17 protein-coding genes are annotated in these 17,351 nt (G+C 71.2%); 9 read left to right on the forward strand and 8 right to left on the reverse strand.

The window, feature by feature from the left end:
- Positions 1-29 precede the first annotated feature (29 nt).
- Both BM145_RS13375 and BM145_RS16115 read right to left on the reverse strand, forming a co-directional pair.
- Entirely contained in the window at positions 30-2,438 is a 2,409-nt protein-coding gene (locus BM145_RS13375) for a ligase-associated DNA damage response DEXH box helicase (RefSeq protein WP_093334305.1), read from the reverse strand.
- Positions 2,435-2,650 carry a hypothetical protein gene (locus BM145_RS16115; RefSeq protein ID WP_177200214.1) on the reverse strand — a complete coding sequence of 72 codons (216 nt, stop codon included), beginning with the start codon at positions 2,648-2,650 and terminating at the stop codon, positions 2,435-2,437. Before BM145_RS16115 ends, BM145_RS13375 begins: the two co-directional genes overlap by 4 nt.
- A gap of 112 nt (positions 2,651-2,762) precedes the next feature.
- Here BM145_RS16115 and BM145_RS13380 point away from each other — a divergent pair, with 112 nt between their 5' ends.
- From BM145_RS13380 to BM145_RS13395, 4 genes are read left to right on the forward strand one after another with little or no spacing between them, the layout of a single operon-like run.
- Positions 2,763-3,770: a ligase-associated DNA damage response exonuclease gene (locus tag BM145_RS13380; RefSeq protein ID WP_093334171.1), complete on the forward strand. Its 1,008-nt coding sequence runs from the start codon at positions 2,763-2,765 to the stop codon at positions 3,768-3,770.
- 12 nt (positions 3,771-3,782) lie between these two features.
- The gene (locus BM145_RS13385) at positions 3,783-4,271 is read left to right on the forward strand and encodes a DUF421 domain-containing protein (protein ID WP_093334172.1); all 489 of its coding nucleotides are present in this window, start codon (positions 3,783-3,785) and stop codon (positions 4,269-4,271) included.
- Between the two features lie 56 nt (positions 4,272-4,327).
- A complete protein-coding gene (locus BM145_RS13390) occupies positions 4,328-4,597 on the forward strand; it encodes a hypothetical protein (RefSeq protein ID WP_093334173.1) in 270 nt (89 codons plus the stop codon).
- 14 nt (positions 4,598-4,611) lie between these two features.
- Positions 4,612-4,830 carry a hypothetical protein gene (locus BM145_RS13395; RefSeq protein WP_093334306.1) on the forward strand — a complete coding sequence of 73 codons (219 nt, stop codon included), beginning with the start codon at positions 4,612-4,614 and terminating at the stop codon, positions 4,828-4,830.
- A 45-nt stretch (positions 4,831-4,875) separates the two neighbouring features.
- On the opposite strand, the gene BM145_RS13400 is transcribed toward BM145_RS13395, so the two are convergent.
- The 3 genes from BM145_RS13400 to pdxH all read right to left on the reverse strand — a co-directional run bounded on the left by BM145_RS13400 (position 4,876) and on the right by pdxH (position 7,347).
- Positions 4,876-5,673 (reverse strand): PhzF family phenazine biosynthesis protein, encoded by a 798-nt coding sequence (locus BM145_RS13400; protein WP_093334307.1) that lies wholly within the window; start codon positions 5,671-5,673, stop codon positions 4,876-4,878.
- Between the two features lie 154 nt (positions 5,674-5,827).
- Complete coding sequence (locus BM145_RS13405; protein ID WP_093334174.1) at positions 5,828-6,775, reverse strand: cation diffusion facilitator family transporter; 948 nt, start codon at positions 6,773-6,775, stop codon at positions 5,828-5,830.
- Complete coding sequence (pdxH, locus tag BM145_RS13410; RefSeq protein ID WP_093334175.1) at positions 6,772-7,347, reverse strand: pyridoxamine 5'-phosphate oxidase; 576 nt, start codon at positions 7,345-7,347, stop codon at positions 6,772-6,774. The genes BM145_RS13405 and pdxH overlap by 4 nt, the downstream gene beginning before the upstream one ends.
- Positions 7,348-7,435: 88 nt before the next feature.
- Here pdxH and ku point away from each other — a divergent pair, with 88 nt between their 5' ends.
- From ku to BM145_RS13430, 4 genes are all read left to right on the forward strand, one after another.
- Complete coding sequence (ku, locus tag BM145_RS13415) at positions 7,436-8,299, forward strand: non-homologous end joining protein Ku (RefSeq protein ID WP_093334176.1); 864 nt, start codon at positions 7,436-7,438, stop codon at positions 8,297-8,299.
- 105 nt (positions 8,300-8,404) lie between these two features.
- A complete protein-coding gene (gene ligD / locus BM145_RS13420; protein ID WP_093334177.1) occupies positions 8,405-10,867 on the forward strand; it encodes a DNA ligase D in 2,463 nt (820 codons plus the stop codon).
- Between the two features lie 363 nt (positions 10,868-11,230).
- On the forward strand, positions 11,231-13,690 hold the full coding sequence (locus tag BM145_RS13425; protein ID WP_093334178.1) for a circularly permuted type 2 ATP-grasp protein: 2,460 nt from the start codon (positions 11,231-11,233) through the stop codon (positions 13,688-13,690).
- Between the two features lie 8 nt (positions 13,691-13,698).
- On the forward strand, positions 13,699-14,580 hold the full coding sequence (locus tag BM145_RS13430; protein WP_093334179.1) for a transglutaminase family protein: 882 nt from the start codon (positions 13,699-13,701) through the stop codon (positions 14,578-14,580).
- Here BM145_RS13430 and BM145_RS13435 read toward each other — a convergent pair.
- From BM145_RS13435 to dapB, 3 genes are read right to left on the reverse strand one after another with little or no spacing between them, the layout of a single operon-like run.
- Positions 14,577-14,939 (reverse strand): hypothetical protein, encoded by a 363-nt coding sequence (locus BM145_RS13435; protein WP_093334180.1) that lies wholly within the window; start codon positions 14,937-14,939, stop codon positions 14,577-14,579. The two genes, BM145_RS13430 and BM145_RS13435, sit on opposite strands and share 4 nt — an antisense overlap.
- A gap of 11 nt (positions 14,940-14,950) precedes the next feature.
- The gene (gene nth, locus BM145_RS13440; protein WP_093334181.1) at positions 14,951-15,604 is read right to left on the reverse strand and encodes an endonuclease III; all 654 of its coding nucleotides are present in this window, start codon (positions 15,602-15,604) and stop codon (positions 14,951-14,953) included.
- Positions 15,601-16,320 (reverse strand): 4-hydroxy-tetrahydrodipicolinate reductase, encoded by a 720-nt coding sequence (dapB, locus tag BM145_RS13445; RefSeq protein WP_093334182.1) that lies wholly within the window; start codon positions 16,318-16,320, stop codon positions 15,601-15,603. Before dapB ends, nth begins: the two co-directional genes overlap by 4 nt.
- Before the next feature lie 274 nt (positions 16,321-16,594).
- Here dapB and BM145_RS13450 point away from each other — a divergent pair, with 274 nt between their 5' ends.
- Positions 16,595-17,296, forward strand: a complete 702-nt coding sequence (locus tag BM145_RS13450; protein ID WP_093334183.1) for an NAD-dependent deacylase — start codon at positions 16,595-16,597, stop codon at positions 17,294-17,296.
- Positions 17,297-17,351: the final 55 nt, after the last annotated feature.

Raw genomic sequence — 17,351 nt, forward strand, 5'->3', positions numbered from 1 at the left:
ACATCGGCTCGGGCGGGCGATGAGCGTGCTCAATCCAGCGCCATCGCCTCCGCCGCCAGCCCTTCCGCCTCGATCAGCAGCGCGTCGTCGCCGGCGTTGGTCGACACCTTCTCGCGGCCGATCAGGACGAGCACCGGCACCGCGAGCGGGGACACGCGCGGCAAACGCACGTGGAGCATCGTGTCCGCCGCGCGGTCGAGCAGCCCTGCCAGACGCCCCACGTCCGTCATGCGGGCGCGCGCGTCGTCCCACGCGGCTTGCAGCAGCAGGTGCGAGGGCTCGTACTTGCGCAGCACGTCGTAGATCAGGTCGGTCGAGAAGGTGACCTGACGGCCGGTCTTGCGCTTGCCGGGATGCTGGCGCTCGACCAGGCCGCCGATCACCGCCACCTCGCGGAACGCGCGTTTGAGCAGGTGCGACTGCTGCACCCATTCGACGAACTCGTGTTCCAGGATGTCGGCGGAGAACAGCGCCCTGGGATCGGTGATCGGCTCACCGCCGAAACAGGCGATGGCGTAATCGTTGGCGACGAAGCCGAAGGGTTTCAGCCCCATCGTTTCCATGCGCCGGGTGAGCAACATGCCGAGCGACTGGTGCGCGTTCCACCCCTCGAACCCGTAGGCGACCATATAGTGGCGCCCCTCGCGCGGGAAGGTCTCGACCAGCAGCTGGCCGGGCGCGGGCAGGACGGAGCGGCGGCCCTGGATCTCCAGCCACTCGCGCACGTCGTCAGGGAAGCGCGGCCACTCCGCCGGTTCGGAGAGAAAGTGGCGGACGCGGTCGGCGAGGCTGGTGGAGAGCGGCATGCGGCTGCCGCCGTAGGTGGGGATGCGCGCCGGGCGGCTGGTCGCGCGGACGACCAGGTCCTCGGTGTCGATCTTCTCGACCTCCAGGCTCAATCCGGCGAAGAAGAAGGTGTCGCCGGGGGAGAGCGTGGCGGCGAACCCCTCCTCCACCTTGCCGAGCGAGCGGCCGTTCTTGAAGCGAACGACGAGCATCGTCGCCTCGACGATGATGCCGGCGTTGAGGCGATGCTGCGCGACGAACTTCGGATGCGCGACGCGCCAGGTGCCATCGGCGTCCTGCACCAGCCGCTTGAACCGATCGTAGGCGCGGAGCGAATAGCCGCCGTCGCGGATGAAGCCGAGCACCTGCGCGAACAACTCGTCGGTCAGCGCCGAATAGGGGAGCGCGGAGCGGACCTCGTCGAGCAGTTCCGCCTCGACGAAGGGCGCGGCACAGGCGCAGGCCATGACGTGTTGCGCCAGCACGTCGAGCGCGCCGGGGCGGAACAGGTCGGGATCGAGCTCGCCCGCCTCGACCGCGTCTAGGGCAGCGCGCGCTTCCAGATATTCGAAGCGGTTGCCGGGAACGAGGATCGCTTCCGACGCCTCGTCGAGCCGGTGGTTGGCGCGACCGATCCGCTGGAGCAGGCGCGAGGAGCCTTTGGGTGCGCCCATCTGGATGACGCAATCGACGTCGCCCCAGTCGACGCCCAGGTCGAGGCTGGCGGTGGCGACGAGGGCGCGGAGCTTGCCGGCCGCCATCGCGCCCTCGACCTTGCGGCGCGCCTCCAAGGACAGGCTGCCGTGGTGGACGCCGATGGGGAGGCCCTGGTCGTTCGCCTTCCACAGATCCTGGAAGATCAGTTCGCACAGCGAGCGCGTGTTGCAGAAGATGATGGAGGTGCGGTGTGCCTCGATCTGGCGCATCACCTGCTCGGCGGCGTAGCGACCCGAATGGCCGGCCCAGGGAATACGATCCTGCGGCAGGAGGATCTCGATGTTCGGGTCGGCGCCCGCTTCGCCCTCGACCAGGCTGACCGCGTCGATGTCGCCGTCGGGGGCGAGCCAGGCGCGGTAGCCGTCGGGGTCCGCCACCGTCGCCGACAGCGCGACGCGGCGAAGGTCGGGCGCGAGCCGCTGCAACCGCGCCATCGACAGCGCGAGCAGGTCGCCGCGCTTGCCGGTGGCGAAGGCGTGGACCTCGTCGATCACGATCGTCCGCAGGCCGGCGAACAGCGTCGCCGCGTCGGGATAGCTGAGCAGCAGCGACAGCGATTCGGGCGTGGTCAGCAGGATATGCGGCGGCTTGACCCGCTGGCGGGCCTTGCGATCCGACGGCGTGTCGCCGGTTCGCGTCTCGACCCGGATGTCGAGGCCCATCTCATCCAGCGGGGTGACGAGGTTGCGCTGGATGTCCACCGCCAGCGCCTTCAGCGGCGAGACGTAGAGGGTGTGGAGGCCGTCGCGCGGATGCTCAATCAGTTCGGCCAGCGTCGGCAGGAAGCCGGCGAGCGTCTTGCCCGCGCCGGTGGTGGCGACCAGCAGCGCGTGGCGCCCCGCCCTCGCCTCCGCCAGCATCGCCAGCTGGTGGCGGCGGGGGCGCCAGCCGCGCTGCCCGAACCACCGGTCGAGCGGCGCGGGCAGGTCGGTCAGCGGTCGCGCAACTGATCGTCGCGGTTCTGATCCCGGTACAGGTCGCGCGTCGCCTCTTCCGTCCGCCGCTCCTCCTGGGCCGAGCGCTTCTTGTTCTGCGCGCGGGCCCAGGCGATCGCGCCGAACAGCACGAACGCGCCGATGAACACCACGATCACCCAGCCGCTGCCCGTCAGCCAGTTGCCCGCCACCTGTTCCTGCATCTCGTTCATGGTCGGTCATCCCGTTTCAATGTCGTGCCGATCAACGACGGCGGCAACGGGTACGTTCCGGTGCGCCCCTCGATCCCGGCACCAAGAGCGGCGCTCACGCGTATGACACGCCATGGCGAAGCGCGAACGGCTCGGCGACTGGCTCCAGCCGCACCCCCACGGCATCTACGTCGCGCCCGCCGACGCGTGGATCGACCCGTCGGAGCCCTCGCCCCGCGCGCTGGTGACGCACGGCCATGCCGATCACGCGCGCGGCGGCCATGACCGCGTATGGGCGACGCCCGAGACGCTGGCGATCATGGACGCGCGCTACGGCCCGCAGACGGGCGAACCGGTGGCGTATGGCGAGACGATCCGGCTGGGGGAGGTGGAGGTCGGCTTCGTGCCCGCCGGCCACGTGCTCGGCTCCGCGCAGATCGTGCTCGACTATCGGGGCGAGCGGGTGGTGGTGTCGGGCGACTACAAGCGGCGCCCCGACCCGACCTGCGCGGGGTTCGAACCGGTCAAGTGCGACGTGTTCGTCACCGAGGCGACCTTCGCGCTGCCCGTCTTTCGCCATCCCGACACGGGTGACGAGATCGACAAGCTGATCGCGCGGCTCCACGCCAATCCCGATCGCTGCGTCGTCGTCGGCGCCTATGCGCTGGGCAAGGCGCAGCGGGTGATCTGCGAGCTGCGCGACCGCGGGCACCACGCGCCGATCTACATCCACGGCGCGCTGCAACGCTTGTGCGACCTGTACGAGGAGCTGGGCGTGCGGCTCGGCGAGCTGATCCCGGCGACCGGCGTGGCCAAGAAGGAGATCGCCGGTCACGTCGTGATGTGCCCGCCCTCCGCGCTCAACGACCGCTGGTCGCGGCGGCTGCCCGATCCGATCACGGCGATGGCGAGCGGCTGGATGCGGGTGCGCCAGCGCGCGCGGCAGAAGAATGTCGAGCTGCCGCTGATCCTGTCCGACCATGCCGACTGGGACGAGCTGACGACCACGCTGATCGAGATCGCGCCGCGCGAAGTGTGGGTGACGCACGGGCGCGAGGAGGCGCTGGTCCACTGGTGCGAGCAGCGCCAGATCAAGGCGCGCGCGCTGGCGCTGGTCGGCTTCGAAGACGAGGATGATTGAGGAGAGCGGCTGATGCCCGATTGGGATGCGATGTTCTCGCCGTCGGTCGAACTGACGGAGGTCGTGCTGCGCGCCTCCATCATGTACCTGTTCCTGTTCTTCGCGCTGCGTTTCCTGCTCAAGCGCGAGGGCGGTCAGGTGAACATCGCCGACCTGCTGGTGGTGGTGGCGATCGTCGACGGCGCGCAGCCTGCCTTCAACGGCGAGGCGGATTCGATCACGGAGAGCGCGCTGTTCGTGGTGACGGTGATCTTCTGGTCGTGGCTGCTCAACTGGCTGAGCTGGCGGTTCGCCGCGCTGAAATGGCTGACTGCGGCCAAGCCGGTGGTGCTGATCGAGAACGGCAGGTTTTGCCGCGCCAACATGCGCCGCGCGCTGATGACCACCGAAGAATTGATGCAGCAGCTGCGCGAGGAAGGCGTCGAGGACGTCGGCCAGGTCCGCCACGCGATGATGGAGGGCGACGGCGAGGTCAGCGTGGTCAAGTACGAGGACGCCTGATCCGGAACATGCGGCGGGCTCCGGCGCTTGGACCCGCGAACCACAGGAGCATGCCCATGGCCGCCGACCGGCTGTTGATCGATCCCACCACCCTGCTCGACAATGTCGACGAGCGTCGCGTCGAGTTCGCCGGCGATCTCGGCGACATGCAGCAGGCGTTCGCCGTGCCGTACGACACGCTGCGCGCGCTGTCGGGCATCGACCCGGTGACGGAGCCGGTGGCGCTGGTCCGGCGCTACGCCGACGAGCTAGCGGTGGCGGGCGCCAAGGCGCTGGCCCGCGACGAGGATCAGGTGATGGTGGTAATCGGCGAGGCCGACCTTTGAGCATCGACTGGCACATGTCGGCGGCCCTGGAGAACGTGCCGCGCGGGGAAAGCGAACTGCCGGAGGTAACCAGCCTGGCCGGCGCGGTACGCGCGTGGACGATGCTCGACGGCGAAATGCAGGGCGAGGCGGTGCTGACGCCCGAGCGGCCGGTCGAGATGGACGACGGCGAGCCGGTGGCGGCGTTCAGCGGTGAGGCGATCCGCGCGCTGGCAGAGCGGCTGCCCAAGTAAGTCCGTCGTCCGTGCCCTGTTCCCACGGGCGCAGGAGAGGGAGCATCACGGCAGCAGGAACGCGCCCTCGATCACCGTGACGCAGGCGCCGCCCAGGACCACCCGGTCGCCGTCGAGCCGGCAGGTCAGCCGCCCACCGCGCGCGCTCGCCTGATAGGCGGTGAACCGGTCGCGGCCGAGCACGCCGGCGAAATAGGGCACCATCACGGCGTGGGCGGAGCCGGTGACCGGGTCCTCGTCGATCCCGAAGGCGGGCACGAACACGCGGCTGACGATGTCGCTGTCGGCTCCGCGCGCGGCGACGATCACCACCCAGGGTCCCTCCGCGGCGAGCGCCGCCATGTCGGGCGCGGCGGCGCGCACCGTGGCCTCGTCGTCGACCACCACCAGCGCGTAGCCGCTGTCGTGGAACAGCGTCTCCACCACGCCGCCGACGCCCAGCGCCGCGACCGTGGAAGGCAGGTCGCGGGGCACGGGCGCCCAGGCGGGCAGCGCCATCAGGTAACCCGCGTCGGCGCGCGCCACCTCCAGCAGCCCGGCGCGGCGGGTGCGGAAATGGACCCGCTCCAGCGCGGTATCCGAGGCGAGGACGACGTGCCCGCTCGCCAGCGTCGCATGGCCGCACAGCGCCACCTCGCCGCCGGGGGTGAACCAGCGCAGCTCGAAATCGGCCTCACCTGTCTCGTCCGGCAGGAAGAAGGCGGTTTCCGACAGGTTGTTCTCCCGCGCGATCGCCAGCAGCGTCTCGTCAGGCAGCCAGGCCGACAGAGGCATCACCGCGGCCGGATTGCCGGCGAACGGCGCGTCGGCGAAAGCGTCGACCTGGGTGAAGGGGATGCGCATCATCGGTCCTTTCGTCGCCCTGACCTTGAGCCGGGGTCCATCCTGCCGCGACTACAACCGTCCACCCGCTTGCGGAAACACGGATGGCGGATCAAGCCTGTCTTGAGCTTGTCGAAAGGTCCGGCATGACGGCGGAAGCGGGTGCAGCCGACCGCTACATCCGCTTGCCGAACCAGTGCGGCGTCACGTCCGCCTCGACCAGCGGATTGTCCGTGTCGACATGCCCTTCCGGGTCGAGGTGGATCAGTACCTCCACCTTGGGAAAGGCGCGTTTGAGGTTGTGCTCCACCGCCTCGACCAGGTCGTGCGCGCGGGCCACGGTGATCGCGGGGTCGACCTCCATGTGGAATTGCGCGAAGTCGTGCGTGCCGGCGCGGCGCGTGCGGAAATCATGGATGCCGCGCAGGCCCGGCTGGCGCGCGGCGACGTCCAGGAAAGCCGCGCGCTGGTCCTCCGGCCATTCCTTGTCCATCAGCTGGTCGATCGCGTTGGACGACGCCTGGAACGCCCCCCAGGCGAGCCACAGCGCGATGGCGATGCCGAACACCGCGTCGGCGCCGCGCACGCGCAGATACTGGTCGAGCACCAGCGCCAGGATCACCGATCCGTTGAGCAGCACGTCCGACTGGTAATGGACGTTGTCGGCCAGGATCGCGACCGACCCGGTCTGGCGGATCACCCGCCGCTGATACCAGAGCAGCACCGCGGTGGCGGCGATCGCGGCGATCGACACGCCGATGCCGAACTCCGCGTCCTGCGTCGGCGCGCGCTCTCCCAACGCCATGATCGCGCGCCAGCCGATACCGACGGCGCTGGCGGTGATGAGGCCGACCTGGAACAGCGCCGCCAGCGCCTCCGCCTTGCCGTGGCCGAAGCGGTGGTCGTGATCGGCCGGCGTCGCGGCCAGGCGCACGCCGTAGAGCGTCACCAGCGAGGCGAGCAGGTCCAGCCCCGTGTCGGCGAGCGAGCCCAGCATCGCGATCGAGCCGGTGTGCCAGGCCGCGAAGCCCTTCAGCCCGAGCAGGAAGGTCGCCATCGCCACGCTCGCCAGCGCGGCGCGCGTGGCGAGGGGCACGATCCGGCGGCGTTCGTCCTGCGTCATGGGAAAAGCAGCCCTTCCGTCCAGCCGTCTCCGGCCCGCGTGAACAGGCGCCGCTCGTGCAGGCGGTGCGCGCGATCCTGCCAGAACTCGATCCGCTCCGGCCGGACGACGTAGCCGCCCCAGAAAGGCGGGCGCGGCACGTCCGCTCCGTCGAATCGCGCGGTCACCTCGGCGACGCGCGCCTCGAACGTCTCGCGCGCGTCGAGGGGACGCGACTGGTCCGACGCCCAGGCCCCGATCCGCGAGTCGCGGCTGCGCGAGGCGAAGTAGGCGTCCGACATCGCGTCGGTCGCCAGGCTCACCGGCCCCTCGATCCGCACCTGCCGGCGCAGCGACTTCCAATGCAGCGCCAGCGCCGCGTGCGGGTTGGCGGCGAGGTCGGCCGCCTTGCGCCCCTCGCGGTTGGTGTAGAACACGAACCCGTTGGGCCCGTGGCCCTTCAACAGCACGATGCGCACCGATGGCCGCCCGTCGGCGTCGGCGGTGGCGAGCGCCATCGCATTGGGATCGTTGGGCTCCGACGCTTCCGCCTCGGTCATCCAGGCGGCGAACAGGGTGAAGGGATCGTCCATCGCCCGCCTCTATAGCGTATCGTGCGTACGAACGGAACGAGTCCGGCGGCGCGGCATTGAATCGCGGGCGAAACGGAAGGTTCAGGGCATGGCGGCGCGCGCGTACTGGCAGGGGCAGATCAGGCTGGCGCTGGTCTCGATCCCGGTCGAGATCTACTCCGCCACCAAGAGCGGCGCGGCCGTGCAGTTCCGCCAGATCCACGAGCCGACCGGCAAGCCGATCTCCTACGAGAAGGTGGTGACCGGCGTCGGCCCGATCGACGTCGACGACATCGTCAAAGGATATGAAGTGTCCAAGGGCGAGTACGTGCTGCTCGACCAGGACGAGATCGACGCGGTGAAGCTGGAATCGAAGAAGACGCTGGAGCTGACCCAGTTCGTCGATGCGCACGAGATCGACGTGCTCTACTACGAGAAGCCGTACTTCGTCGTGCCCGCGGACGACCTGGCGGAGGAGGCGTTCATCGTGCTGCGCGAGGCGCTCAGGCGGACGAAGAAGGTCGGGCTCGGCCAACTTGCGCTGCGCGGGCGCGAGTACGTCGTCAGCCTGAAACCGTGCGGGCGCGGCATGGTGCTGGAAACGCTGCGCTACGCCGACGAGGTCAACAAGGCGCAGGGCTATTTCCGCGAGATCCCCGATGCCAAGCCCGACGCGGAGCTGCTCGACCTCGCCGAGGCGCTGATCGACCGCAAGTCCGCCGCCTTCGATCCGCAGGAGTTCCACGACCGCTACGTCGATGCGCTGAAGGCGCTGGTCGAGCGCAAGCGCAAGGCCAAGGGCGGCAAGGTGATCGAGGAAACCGACGCGCCCGACAAGCGGGGGTCCAACGTGGTCGATCTGATGGCGGCGCTGCGCAAGTCGATGGGCGACAAGCCCGCCGCCAAGCCAGCGGCGAGGGCGCCTGCGAAGAAGGCGCCCGCCAAGAAACCGGCGGCGAAGAAACGTGCGTGATGCCCCCCATCGTCATGCCGGGCTCGTCCCGGCATCCAGGGTCGCGGACGATGGCGCTGCTTGGCTCTGGATGCCGGGACAGGCCCGGCATGACGGACGAGCCCGGTGACTGACCCCCTCGCCCGCTACAACGCCAAGCGCGATTTCGCGAAGACCGCGGAGCCCGCCGGCACGCTCGCGCCCGGCCATGTCCCTTCGACAGGCTCAGGACAGGCGTCCTTCATCGTCCAGAAGCACGACGCCACCCGCCTCCACTGGGATTTCCGGCTGGAGATCGACGGCGTGCTGAAGAGCTGGGCGGTCACCCGCGGGCCCAGCCTCGACCCTGCCGAGAAGCGCCTCGCCGTCCGGACGGAGGACCATCCCCTCTCCTACGCCAGCTTCGAGGGCACGATCCCGAAGGGCGAATATGGCGGCGGCACGGTGATGCTGTGGGACCGCGGCACCTGGTCGCCGATCGTGGGCAAATCGGCCAAGGATCTCGACAAAGGTCATCTCCACTTCGTCCTCGACGGCGAGCGGATGAAGGGCGAGTGGCTGCTGATCCGCCTGAAAGGCCGCCCCAAGGAGAAGCGCGAGAACTGGCTGCTCCGCAAGATCGACGATGCGGACGCCGGCGGCACCGACTCGCTGGTCGACGAGGCGCTGACCAGCGTCGCCACCGGGCGCACGATGGTGGAGATCGAGGAGGGGAAGCCTGCACTGTCCTCCCCGTCCAAGGGCAGGGGGACCAAGGCGCAGGCGCGGCGCGGTCCCGCTCGCCGCAATCCGAAAGGATTGCCGGCGTTCCGGGAGCCGCAGCTCTGCACGCTGGTCGATGCGGTGCCGGCCGGCGCGGCGTGGCTGCACGAGATCAAGTATGACGGCTACCGCGCCCTCGTCGCGGTCGCGAACGGCAAGGCCAAGGTCTTCACCCGCAAGGGCAACGACTGGACGGACAGATTCCTCGCCGTCGCCACCGCCGCGGCCGCATTGCCGGGCTCGGCGCTCATCGACGGCGAGATCGTGTCGTTCAAGGACGGCAAACCCGATTTCTCGACGCTGAAGGACGCGATCGGCGCGGGCGGCGCGATGACGATGTTCGCCTTCGACCTGATCGAACAGGACGGCGAGGACCTGTCGGCGCTGCCGCTCGTCACCCGCAAGGAACGGCTGCGCGCGCTGCTCGGGGAGGATGGGGAAGCGCTGCGCTTCTCCGAGCACGTCGTCGGCTCGGGCGAGCCGCTATTCCATCAGATGTGCGCGGAAGGGCTGGAAGGCGTCGTTTCCAAGCTCGCCGACGCGCCCTACCGCTCGGGGCGGAGCAAGGCGTGGACCAAGACCAAATGCGTCCAGCGCCAAGAGTTCGCGATCGTCGGCTGGCAGCCGTCGGAGAAGCGCCGCGGCTTCGCCTCCCTGCTGCTCGCCACCTGCGACGGGGGGGCGTGGACGTACCGCGGCAAGGTCGGCACCGGCTTCGACGCCGCGACGATCGAAGACGTCGCCGCCCGGCTCGCGCCGCTCGCGCGGGACAAGGCGACGGTGAAGGCGCCGCGCGCGCTGGTCCGCGGCGCGCGCTGGGTGGAGCCCGAACTCGTCGCCGAGGTCGCCTATGGCGAGGTCACGCCCGACGGCATCCTGCGCCACGCGAGCTTCGTGGCCCTGCGCGCGGACAAGCCCGCCCGCGAGGTCGCGACGGAGCGCGCCGTGCCACCGCCGCCCGCGCCCGACCTGCCCACGGTATCCAGCGCCGACCGGCTGATCTTTCCCGACTCGACGGTCACCAAGGGCGACCTCGCCGCCTATTACGCGGCCGTCGCCGGCATCATGCTGCCCTGGACCGGCGGCCGCCCGGTCAGCCTGGTCCGCTGCCCGCAAGGACGCGCCCGCGCCTGTTTCTTCCAGAAGCACGACGCCGGCAGCTTCGGCCCGCACGTCCACCAGGTGCCGATCCCGGAGAAGGACGGGTCGACCGAGAATTACCTGTGGGTCGACGACGCCGCCGGGCTGGTCGCGTGCGTGCAGATGGGATCGATCGAGTTCCACGGCTGGGGGGCGCGCAACGACGCCCTGGAGACGCCCGATCGCATGGTGTTCGATCTCGACCCCGACGAGGGCCTGGGCTTCGCGGAGACGAAGAAGGCGGCCGAGCATCTGAAGGAGCAGCTGGCCGAACTCGGCCTGGTCAGCTTCCCGCTGCTGTCGGGCGGCAAGGGCGTCCACGTCGTCGTGCCGCTGACCCCGCGCGCCGAGTGGCCGGCGGTGAAGGACTTCGCCAGCCGCTTCGCGCAGGCGCTCAGCGCGGCGGAGCCCGACCGCTTCGTCGCGCAGGCGGCCAAGGCCAAGCGCCAGGGGCGGATCTTCATCGACTGGCTGCGCAACCAGCGCGGCAGCACCGCGATCATGCCCTATTCCGCCCGCGCGCGCGCCGGCGCTCCGGTGGCCGCGCCCGTCTCCTGGACCGAACTCCGCACCCTCGACACCGCCACCCGCTGGTCGGTCACGGACGCCGACGACCTCCTCGCCCGTGCCGGCAGCCGCGCGCTGGCTGGCTGGGGCATCGCCGATCAGGTGCTGCCCGACCTGTGATGCTATTTCCCGTGCTCCTGCGAACGCGAGGCTTCTGCGCAACTCACCCGTCATGCCGGACTTGTTCCGGCATCCACCGGGCCGCAAATCCGTAATCCGTTGATTTCATGGCACGGTGGCCCCCGGAACAAGTCCGGGGTGACGGAGGAGATGCCTTGGCGGGGATTCTCCGAAAGTCTCGAGACCACAGAAGTTCAGGATCAGGGCCTTGCGGTTGCGGCTCTAGGACTCCCGCGTGCGCAAGAGCACGGGATGCGGTAGGGCGTCGAAGCCTCTTCTCCCCCCGCGCGAACAAACCGGTTGCGCCAGCCCCCGCACCTGTGTGACCACCCCGCCGCCCGGCAGCGGAGGAGGCGAACCATCATGGCGACCGTGCCCGCCGCTCCCCTGCCCACCCGCGCGCCCGACGCCGCCGCCACCGCGCGGGCGTGGATCGACGACTATCTCGCCCGCGCGCCCGCGCACGACGTGCTGCGCGGCGCGGCGCTCGCGCCCTGGCGGGCGACCCTGGAGGAGCTCGCCGCCGTCGCCGCGCACGATCTCGGCCACGCGCGCGATCGGGTGCAGCGCCACGCCGCCGATATCGGCACCGGCTTCCGCCTGCTCGGCGAGACGGAGGAGCGGCCCTGGCCCGTCTCCCCCGTGCCGCTGCTGATCGACGCGGCCGAGTGGGCGGGCGTCGCCGCCGGCATCATCCAGCGCGCCGAGCTGCTGGAGCGGATCGTCGCCGACCTGTACGGCGCGCAGACACTGGTGGCGAACGGCACGGTTCCGGCGGCGCTCGTCACCGGCAGCCCGCTGTTCCTGCGCCCGCTGGTCGGGCTGGCGCCGCCCGGCGGCCGCCACCTCCACTTCGTCGCGATGGACCTGGCGCGCGGGCCGACGGGGGAGTGGCGCGTCCTGGCCGATCACCTGCGCGCGCCCGCCGGCGCCGGCTACGCGCTGGAGAACCGGCTGGCCGTCGGCCGCACGCTGGGCGGACTGCAGGATATGCTGCACGTCCAGCGCCACGCGCCGTTCTTTGCCGCCTTTCGCGCCGGCCTCGCCGCGCTGTGCCGGCGCAGCGATCCGCGCATCGGTCTGCTGACGCCCGGCCGCTACAATCCCAGCTACCCCGAACAGGCGCACCTCGCCCGCTATCTGGGCCTGCTGCTGGTCGAGGGGGCCGACCTGGCGGCGCTCGACGACAAGCTCTACGTGCGCACCATCGCCGGGCTGAAGCGGATCGACGCGCTGTGGCGGCGCCTCGATCCGCGGCTGCTCGACCCGCTCGCCTTCGACACCCACTCGCGGATCGGCGTGCCCGGCCTGATCGACGCCTATGCCGCCGGTAACGTCCTGCTCGCCAACGCGCCGGGCGCCGGCGTGCTGGAGGCGGCCGCCGTCGCCGCCTTCATGCCGGCGCTGGCGCAGGCGGTGCTCGGCGAGCCGCTGAAGCTGCCGACGATCGCCACCTGGTGGTGCGGCGGCTCGGCCGAGCGGGCGCACGTCGCGGCGAACCTCGACCGGCTGACGGTCGCCCCCGCCTTCCAGCACCTGCCGCTCGGCCTGGCGGACGATGCCAGCCGCGCCGACCTGCTCGCCGATTTGGCGCGCCGCCCGCAGGATTATGTCGGCCAGGAGGAGGTGCGCCTGTCTACGGTGCCGACGGTGATCGGCGACCGGCTGGAACCGCGCCCGTTCGTGCTGCGCGCCTTTGCCGCGCGGGGCGAGGACGGCGCCTGGGTGGTGATGCCCGGCGGCTTCGGCCGCATCGGCGAGCATCCGCACGCCACCGTCGCCGCGATCGGCGAGGGGCTGTGGTCGGCCGACGTCTGCGTCCACGGTCCCGACCCGGTGCCGCGCGTGTCGCTGCTGGCGGCGCCCGACGCGCTCCACGTCCGCCGCAATCCCGGCACCTTGCCCAGCCGCGTCGCCGACAACGGCTTCTGGCTCGGCCGCTACCTGGAACGGGGCGAGGCGCTGCTGACGGCGATCCGGGTGCTGCTCGGCCACTCGATCGACGCCGATGGCGGCGCGGTGCTGCCGCCCGCCACCGTCGGCAAGCTGGTCGGCCTGATCGCCGGCACCGGCGCCGCGCCCGCGCCGGCGGACCTGTCGCGCGCCGCGCTCACCACCTTCGCCAAGACCGCGATGGAGGGCGACGGCGGCGGCACGGTGGCCGCGATCAACCGCGCCGCGCGGGGCATCGGCGAGGCGTCACGCGACCGGCTGTCGGCGGACATGCTGCGCCTGCTCGACGCGCCGCCGCCGGGCCAGCCGGGACTGCTGGAGCGCGCCGGATCGCTCCAGCGCCGCTACGCCGCGATCGCCGGCCTGTCGGCGGAGCACATGGTGCGCAACGACGCCTGGCGCTTCCACGATCTCGGCCGCCGGCTGGAGCGCGCGGTGGCGACGGCGCGGGCGATCCGGCTGTTCGGGATGGCCGGGGCGGGCGACGACGACCTGTCGACGCTGCTCGACCTGGCCGACAGCCAGATCAGCTATCGCCAGCGCTATCCCACCGGATTGGCGCGGGTCGGCGCAATCGACCTGGTCGCGCTCGACCCGGCCAACCCCCGCAGCCTCGCCTTCCAGGCCGAGCGCCTGGCCGAGCACCTCGCCCGCCTGCCCGTGCTCGGCGACGACGAGGTGGCCGAGCCGCAACAGGCGCAGGCGGTCGCCCTCGCCGCGACGATCGCCACCGCCTCGCCGGCCGGGCTCGACGCCGACTCGCTGGGCGATATCGAGCGCCGCCTGGCTGCCCTGTCGGACGCGATCGCCCATCGCTATTTCCTGCAAGGCGCGGAGCCGCTGCGCGCGCCGGAACTGACGCTGGCGTAACGGGCGACATGATCTACGACATCCGCCACGTCACCCGGTTCGATTACGGCCGCCCCGTCCGCTTCGCGCGCTGCAACCTGCGGCTGCGGCCGATCGCCTGGGCCGGGCAGCGGCTGGAGGATTATGCGCTGACGGTGGAGCCTGCCGCCCGGCTGTCCCCCGCCCTTGCCGAGGCCGGGCTCGCCCATGTCACCCGGCTGGTCGTCGACCGGCCGGTGCGCGCGCTGTCGATCGAGAGCCGCGCCCGCGTCCGCGTCGACCGGCTCGTCCCCGTGCCCGACCCCGGTGATCCGACGCTGGCGGAGATCGCCGGCTGGGCGCGGACGCACGGCGACCTGTCCGCGGCCGGGCCGGCGGGCTACATCTACCCCACCGCGCTGATCCCGCTCGACCGCGACATCGCCGCCTGGTGCGCGCCCGACCTGGACCCGGAGCGCGGCTGCCTGGAGGCGGGAATCGCACTCGCCCGCCGCATCCAGCGCGACTTCGCCTTCGACGCCACCGCGACGCTGGTCGACACGCCGCCCGGCCATGCCTTTCGCCAGCGCCGCGGCGTGTGCCAGGATTTCGCGCAGATCATGATCTCCGGCCTGCGCGCCGCCGGGCTGCCCGCTGCCTACGCCTCCGGCTATATCCGCACCATCCCGCCGCCGGGTCAGGAGCGGCTGGTCGGCGCCGACGCGACGCACGCCTGGGTGCTGCTGTGGTGCGGGCCGGCGCGCGGCTGGATCGGGCTCGATCCCACCAACGGCATCTGGATGGCAGGCGACCACGTCGTGGTGGCGGTCGGCCGCGACTATGCCGAGATCGCGCCGGTCGATGGCGTCGTGCTCGGCGCCGGTGCGCAGGGGATGGCGGTCAGCGTCGACGTGGCGCCGGTCGAAGGCTAGCGGCGCGCTACCAGCGTCACTGGCCGGAACGGCGCCAGGCCGCAGCTCGCGCCGCGCTGCACCGGCGCGGTGGAGAAGACGGTGACGACGTCCTGCGCGCACAGCCGCGACAGCGAGGTGGTGTAGGAGAAGCGCCGCTCGGAGCCCAGGCCGGGGCAGCCGTTCGGCAGCGTCACGCGGTACACTTTCCGGTTGCGCATCACGAAGTCGATCACGTCGTCGCTCCGCACCCGGCTCTCGCGGATGCCGGCGATCGGGATGCACGTCACCTCCTCCCCCGCCGGTGTCGCAGCGGGCACGCGGTCGGCGGCGGGCGCCGCGGCGGCGGTGATGGCGAGCGACAGGAGGACAAAGCGCATCGAACGGCTCCTCACGCCGCGGCGGCGGTCGGCGGCGGCGTCTTGGGCTTGAACGCGCACAGGTCGGCGACGATGCACCGCCAGCATTCCGGTTTGCGCGCCTTGCACACGTAGCGACCATGCAGGATCAGCCAGTGGTGGGCGTGGGAGAGGAAGGGGGCAGGCGTCGCCTTCTCCAGCTTCAGCTCGACCGCCAGCGGCGTCTTGCCGCGGGCGAGGCCGGTACGGTTGCCGACGCGGAAGATGTGCGTGTCGACCGCGATCGTCGGCGCACCGAACGCGACGTTCATCACCACATTGGCGGTCTTGCGGCCGACGCCGGGCAGCGCCTCCAGCGCGGCGCGATCGGCGGGCACCGCGCCGCCATGGTCGCGGATCAGCTGTTCGGACAGCGCGATGACGTTCTTGGCCTTGGTATTGTACAGCCCGATCGTGCGGATGTGGCGGCGCAGTTCCTGCTCGCCCAGCGCGACCATCGCTTGCGGATTGTCGACCTCCTCGAACAGCGCCTTGGTCGCCTTGTTCACCGACACGTCGGTCGCCTGCGCCGACAATGCGACGGCGACGAGCAAGGTGTAGGGGTTGCGATAGTCGAGTTCGGTCTCGGGCGCGGGATCGGCCTCGGCCAGGCGGCGGTAGAATTCGAACGCGTCGGCCTTCTTCACAGGCCCAGCACGTCGCGCATCGTGTAGCGACCGGCCGGCTGGCCCGCGAGCCACAGCGCTGCCTTCACCGCCCCGCGCGCGAAGAGGCCGCGATCCTCGGCGACGTGCGCGAGCTCGATCCGCTCGCCTTCACCCGCCAGGATCACGCGGTGGTCGCCGACGACCGATCCGCCGCGCAAGGACGCGAAGCCGATCGCGCCGTCCGCACGGACGCCAGCATGGGCATCGACGCGGATGTCGTCGAGGGGGCGTCCGCGGCCCGCCGCCGCCGCTTCCCCGAGCAGCAACGCGGTGCCCGAGGGAGCGTCGGCCTTGTGGCGGTGGTGCATCTCGACGATCTCGACGTCCCACCCCTCGCCCAGCCGCGCGGCCGCCTCCCGCACCAGGGTCGCGAGCAATGTGACGCCGAGCGAGGTGTTGCCGGTCTGGAGCACCGCCACGTCGCCCGCCGCCGCATCAATCGCGCGGTGCTGTTCGGGCGAGAGGCCGGTGGTGCCGATCAGCAGCGGCGTGCGGGCGGCGCGCGCGGCGGCGAGATGCGCCTCGACCGCGCCGGCCGCGGAGAAGTCGATCAGCACGTCCGCCGCCCGCGCCAACGCGACCGCGTCGCCGCCGCGATCGACCGTTCCCGCGACGGGAACACCCGCCGCCGCTGCCGCCGCCGCGATCGACCGCCCCATCCGCCCGTCGCCGCCCAGGATACCGATGCTCGTCATGGTCGCCGCTGTGGCACGGACCGGCGGTGAAAGGCCAGCGTTGCGGCGGAGGGACGACCGTGGAAGTTCAGGCCGACGTCAGCGATAAAATCGCGCGCGAGCGCGTTGCTTGACTCGATTGATCCCTACACGGAAACACGCGGGCGCGGTTGTTTCCGAACAGGAGATGATGAGAAACAGCGACGGCGAAGCCCGTCCGCCACCTATAGCGGAGCGGGCGCTTGTAGGACAGCGACCGTTGGCGCGGGCGAGCGGACGAGCGTACAGCCGGTCCATGAACGACCTTCGCAACATCGTCGTGCTGACCGGCGCGGGCATCTCGGCGGAGAGCGGCATCGCCACCTTTCGCGGCCCCGGTGGCTTGTGGGAAGGACACCGGGTGGAGGACGTGTGCACGCCCGAGGCGCTGGCGGCCGATCCGGTGCTGGTCCACCGCTTCTACGACGCGCGGCGGGCGGCGCTGGCAGGGGTGGTGCCAAACGCCGGGCACCGGGCGCTGGCCGAGCTCGACGCGCGGTGGCCGGGCGACTTGCTGCTCGTGACGCAGAACGTCGACGATCTGCACGAGCGGGCGGGGTCGACGCGGCTGCTCCACATGCACGGGGAGTTGCGCTCGGCCTTGTGCGGGCTGTGCGGCATCCGGACCGAGTGGGTGGACGCGCTGCCGCCTGCCGCGCCCTGCCCGCACTGCGGCGAGGAAGCGCTTCGCCCCGACATCGTGTTCTTCGGCGAGATGCCGTACGGGATGGAGCGGATCGAGGCGGCGATCGCCGGGTGCGACCTGTTCGTGTCGATCGGCACCTCGGGCGCGGTCTATCCTGCGGCCGGGTTCGTGCAGATGGCGCGGGCGTGCGGCGCGCGGACGTTGGAGCTGAATCTCGATCGGTCGGCGGGGAATGCGTTGTTCGACGAGAGCCGGCTTGGGCCGGCGGGTGAGTTGGTGCCGGCTTGGGTGGCGGGCATGTTGGCTTGTTAGCGGTTGATAGTGGGTGGAGAGCGGACGCTCGGCATTCAGCGGAAAGGCTGGAAAG

This window comes from Sphingomonas rubra (assembly GCF_900115745.1).
Lineage (GTDB): Bacteria > Pseudomonadota > Alphaproteobacteria > Sphingomonadales > Sphingomonadaceae > Sphingomonas > Sphingomonas rubra.

Coding starts and splice junctions, on each gene's coding strand:
- BM145_RS13385 (WP_093334172.1), top strand. CDS start 3,783: ATGCCCGATTGGGATGCGATGTTCTCGCCGTCGGTCGAACTGACGGAG.
- BM145_RS13405 (WP_093334174.1), bottom strand. CDS start 6,775: ATGACGCAGGACGAACGCCGCCGGATCGTGCCCCTCGCCACGCGCGCC.
- ku (WP_093334176.1), top strand. CDS start 7,436: ATGGCGGCGCGCGCGTACTGGCAGGGGCAGATCAGGCTGGCGCTGGTC.
- BM145_RS13400 (WP_093334307.1), bottom strand. CDS start 5,673: ATGCGCATCCCCTTCACCCAGGTCGACGCTTTCGCCGACGCGCCGTTC.
- BM145_RS13390 (WP_093334173.1), top strand. CDS start 4,328: ATGGCCGCCGACCGGCTGTTGATCGATCCCACCACCCTGCTCGACAAT.
- BM145_RS13430 (WP_093334179.1), top strand. CDS start 13,699: ATGATCTACGACATCCGCCACGTCACCCGGTTCGATTACGGCCGCCCC.
- BM145_RS13450 (WP_093334183.1), top strand. CDS start 16,595: ATGAACGACCTTCGCAACATCGTCGTGCTGACCGGCGCGGGCATCTCG.
- dapB (WP_093334182.1), bottom strand. CDS start 16,320: ATGACGAGCATCGGTATCCTGGGCGGCGACGGGCGGATGGGGCGGTCG.
- pdxH (WP_093334175.1), bottom strand. CDS start 7,347: ATGGACGATCCCTTCACCCTGTTCGCCGCCTGGATGACCGAGGCGGAA.
- BM145_RS13395 (WP_093334306.1), top strand. CDS start 4,612: ATGTCGGCGGCCCTGGAGAACGTGCCGCGCGGGGAAAGCGAACTGCCG.
- BM145_RS16115 (WP_177200214.1), bottom strand. CDS start 2,650: ATGAACGAGATGCAGGAACAGGTGGCGGGCAACTGGCTGACGGGCAGC.
- BM145_RS13425 (WP_093334178.1), top strand. CDS start 11,231: ATGGCGACCGTGCCCGCCGCTCCCCTGCCCACCCGCGCGCCCGACGCC.
- BM145_RS13435 (WP_093334180.1), bottom strand. CDS start 14,939: ATGCGCTTTGTCCTCCTGTCGCTCGCCATCACCGCCGCCGCGGCGCCC.
- BM145_RS13380 (WP_093334171.1), top strand. CDS start 2,763: ATGGCGAAGCGCGAACGGCTCGGCGACTGGCTCCAGCCGCACCCCCAC.